Source organism: Flavobacterium sp. (genome assembly GCF_049590715.1).
Classification (GTDB): Bacteria; Bacteroidota; Bacteroidia; order Flavobacteriales; family Flavobacteriaceae; genus Flavobacterium.
This window is the reverse complement of record NZ_JBAWDL010000288.1, coordinates 1-3,854: the sequence shown is the minus strand read 5'-3', so window position 1 is coordinate 3,854 and position 3,854 is coordinate 1. Positions and strand designations below refer to the sequence as shown.

4 protein-coding genes and 1 pseudogene are annotated in these 3,854 nt (G+C 32.4%); 1 reads left to right on the top strand and 4 read right to left on the bottom strand.

Annotated elements, in window-relative coordinates; all coding sequences use genetic code 11:
• Positions 1 to 529 (bottom strand): FecR domain-containing protein (locus WBQ70_RS12830; protein ID WP_423914893.1); only part of this gene is annotated, 529 nt, incomplete at its 3' end.
• A gap of 269 nt (positions 530 to 798) precedes the next feature.
• Here WBQ70_RS12830 and WBQ70_RS12825 point away from each other — a divergent pair.
• A complete protein-coding gene (locus WBQ70_RS12825; protein ID WP_423914891.1) occupies positions 799 to 1,428 on the top strand; it encodes an RNA polymerase sigma factor in 630 nt (209 codons plus the stop codon).
• A gap of 225 nt (positions 1,429 to 1,653) precedes the next feature.
• On the opposite strand, the gene WBQ70_RS12820 is transcribed toward WBQ70_RS12825, so the two are convergent.
• The 3 genes and pseudogenes from WBQ70_RS12820 to WBQ70_RS12810 form a co-directional block, all read right to left on the bottom strand.
• A complete protein-coding gene (locus WBQ70_RS12820; RefSeq protein ID WP_423914889.1) occupies positions 1,654 to 1,899 on the bottom strand; it encodes a hypothetical protein in 246 nt (81 codons plus the stop codon).
• Between the two features lie 159 nt (positions 1,900 to 2,058).
• Positions 2,059 to 3,408, bottom strand: coding sequence for a S41 family peptidase (locus tag WBQ70_RS12815; RefSeq protein ID WP_423914887.1), 1,350 nt, complete (start codon positions 3,406 to 3,408; stop codon positions 2,059 to 2,061).
• 78 nt (positions 3,409 to 3,486) lie between these two features.
• Positions 3,487 to 3,854 (bottom strand): annotated as a pseudogene (locus WBQ70_RS12810) (hypothetical protein); the annotation flags it as partial.

Genomic DNA, 3,854 nt, shown 5'->3' with positions numbered 1-3,854 from the left:
CAAAAAAAGCTTCTCCTTCTTCCAACCAGATTTCTCTTTTTTCTTTGTTGAAATCTTTGGAGGCGATGGCAATTTTAGTATCGCTATTCAAATAGACAACAGAGCCATCAGGCAAATTCATTTTTTTACGTTCCCCAGCTCCTGATTGAAAATAATCCATCACAATTTCTTTGGATTCGGTAGTAATAGGAGTATTTGTTGTATTCGCCAAATAAAAACTAGTTCCCAATGCTAGAAATACAATAGCTACAGCAGCATATTTGCGCCAAACAGTTGCAAAAGGAAATACTGTACGACTAGCCTTTGTTGAAATAAATCCTAATTCGGCAGCAATTCGCTCCCAGATGATTTCAGTTTCTTTATCTTTAGTTAAAAATCGAATGTCGGGTTTACTGTCCTGTTCAGGATTCCAGTTTTCTACAATTTGTTTTTCCTTTTCGGTAGCTTGATTTTCATAATAACGACGGAAGAGTTCATTAAGCCAAACAAGTGCTCTCCATTCTTCTTTGTTGATTTTTTTGTTTTCCATTGATCAGTTTATACTATTGTATGAATGTCCTTTATCTATATATCGTAATGAGGTCATTTTTTTTTCCCTTCAAATACGTTACTAAATCATTAACAAACTTCCATGTATTTATAAATAGCATTTAATCAGTGATTTATCTATCCTTATTTCGGTTTTATTTTTTTATAAAAACTATTATTTTAAAATACTATATAACATTTTGTTAACATTCAAAAAATAAAGTACTTAGTAAGACGTATTAACTTTGCCCATTTAAAAGACAAATAGAGATGACTATTTCTGATAAAGATTTGTTAGAAGCGATATACAGCCAAAAAGATGAAGCTGCTTTTAAAGTTTTTTATGATCGTTACGCCAAGTTGTTGCACAATTGGGCCAACAAGCGAACAGGAAATAAAGAAGTAACCAACGATGTGGTTCAAAATTTTTGGATTATTTTTTGGTCTACTCCTTATGCGATTAAAGTAGATGAAAATGGGGAAGCAAGAAAGTATCTAATACATTACTTTTCCTATCGAATGTTTGATTATTTGAGATCAGCAGCAGCCAAAGTTATTGGCGATGAGCAGCTTTTTGATGGAGTAAAAAGTTTAGCCAATTACTCACATGTATTTGAAGAATTAGAAGTCAATGAAATACTGACTTTCATAGATGAAATAGTACTCAATTTACCAGAAACTAACCGAGAAATTTTTCAGTTTGTGTGGGAAAGCAAACATTCCGTTAAGGAAGCAGCAACACATTTTAATGTGAGTGAAAAAGTTATCCGCACTAAATATAATAAAGTCCTTACTGCGGTACAATCTAAAGTTCAACTCCTTTTATCCGAAGAAACAACGATCAGCGATCCAAAAACTATTTTGAAATTGGTGGTTTTATTAAATTTATTGGAGAAGTAAGATTTTTAAAGTGGCATATTAGGATCGTTTGAAAATTGCAGAGTTTAAGTTCAATAAAAAAATCTCTTCTCTATTCTCCTTATGACTTTCGAATTATTTACTTATTTCCTTTTGTGGAACTAAAAATCAGCAATAAAAAGCTAATTACTAAAAGAACAGCTAGAATCAAAAAAAAAGTTTTCATGTAAAATAATTATATAAAAAATTCCGTGTTGTTTATTTGATTTATTTTTGTTGACGGATTTCTGCTTTCATTTTTCGAATGTATGGAAACATTCTTTTTTGAAGGGAATTATGGAGGGATTTATAATTTCTGATACAAATTTCTAATTGATCAACTAAATGGTAATAATGGTCGTGAGCCGCTTTGAAATCAGTTATATCTTTTCGAATTTGCTCATTCATCTCATCAGGAATACTTTCTTGAGTAACAAGAAAAAATTCTTCATATTGATGTATTGCTTTTTCCATTTTATAGTGTGTTCTTCGTTCTAGTCCTTGCATTTTTGTATTTAATCTCGTAAAATTTTATAACTTTATAAAAATTGATTTATACAGTAATTAATAGAAATCAATTTGGGTTTTGTTGGTGTTAATTTTTATTACTTGTAATTTAAGAGTCCATAATTTTTAAGGAGTAATTTGAAATAGTGGGTCTTGCTCTGATTTTATAGTTTTTTTCAATACTCTAATTGTTTGTACTCTACTTGTACGACCACTTGAAGTTATCGTACTCAAAGCTTCTTTTAGTAATACTTCATTTGGATCTCCTAGTGGCAAAACTGGAAGTTGTTGTAATTCACTAACCTCGATTGTGGGAATGATTCCAGCATTATAACCACCCTCATTATTGGCATTAAATAATTTATAAATAGAAGGATACAATACCCAGCCTTGTTCAGTGGGATTTCTATCATCTTGGATAGGAAATCCAGCGACATCTTTTCCAACTGTTTTTTCCCCTATACAAATCACCTCCATATAAGGTTTTAAGTTATTGATTATAATTTCTGAGGCCGATGCTGTGTGATTTCCACATAATATATAGACTTTTTGAACGGAAGGATGGGAATTTCTAAGTGATTCATAACTTAATTTTGTTTCATTCATTTCTAATGCCTGTTTAAAGGATTGGTTTATAGTACCACCATTTTTATTGCCTTTAAAAGTGATAAAGGGATCATTTGCCTGAATCGTAGGGGCTACTAAAATGCTTAATGCAGTAGCTGAGGCAATATCTCCACCGCCGTTATACCGTAAATCCAATACTAATTGTGTAATGGATTGATTCTTAAATTCTGTGAAGGCTTGCAATAACGATGGAGCCAAACCTACATCAAAATGAGGGATTGCGAGATAGCCTACCTTATTGTTGTTTTGTGAAATAACCTTTTTGAATAACGGTTGCAAAAGCGTAATCCCACGGGAAATACTGAGAGAAATGGGAGTAGAAAAATCGGTACCATTATATTCTACTAGTTGCAAGTGTAACTGATTTGCTGATGAAATTTCTTGGTACAATCCATCATAGTTAGATTGATTAAGTGCAGTACCATTCATACTGGTAATTAACATTCCCCTTTTTAATATACTGCGACTTGCTGGTGAATCCGCAAGAACATAGAGTACAACGCCATATACCTTCCCTCCATGCTCAATAAAAGCAACATCAAAACCGAAATTTCCTCTCACACTTTGCGGAAAAGTTTCTGCTTTAGAAAGATGTAAAGTATACGAAAAACGATCAGTGGGTTGTAATAATTTGCTAAAATATTCTTTCGGATCAATAGATAAATCCCCTTCATTGGGCATAGTTTCGTTCCAATAATAATACCTTTTCATTTGCTGATACATCCATTGGTTCACATTCTCATTTGTGCCTTGTTCATAGACCATAACAGGGGAATCATGCGAACACGAAATAAATAATAGAACGAGTGACAAATAACAGACTTGGAAAGCAAACGATTTTTTATGCATATATTCTATTTTTTTTTCTTCTTTGGTGGAGCATTAATGTAATCCTATGTATTTAGTTCTCTAGCTGATATTTTTAATTTAATACGTAAAATAATCTACTAAATTAATGGTTCCCTCTACGTTTTTGAAACTTCCATCCGTATTGGCTTTTTCATCCAGTACGATAAGTCTTGTTTTGTTGTTCTGCACTGATAATTGAACAATTACGGATTGTCCAGTACGATACGATTCTGTGGTGCCGTGTTTTACTAATTCCACATTAATAATTGGTGGCGGTGCATAATTAAATTCCACGTATGTACTAAACGCTTCTTTTGTAATATTCTCCGCTTTTCCTAAGACCACACCATTTAAACTCTTGATGATAGCATCTAAAGTACCTTCATACCCACTTTTAGAAAACCGATTCATTGTGGGGAAAATAAATTTATAACCTGTTTTTCCTG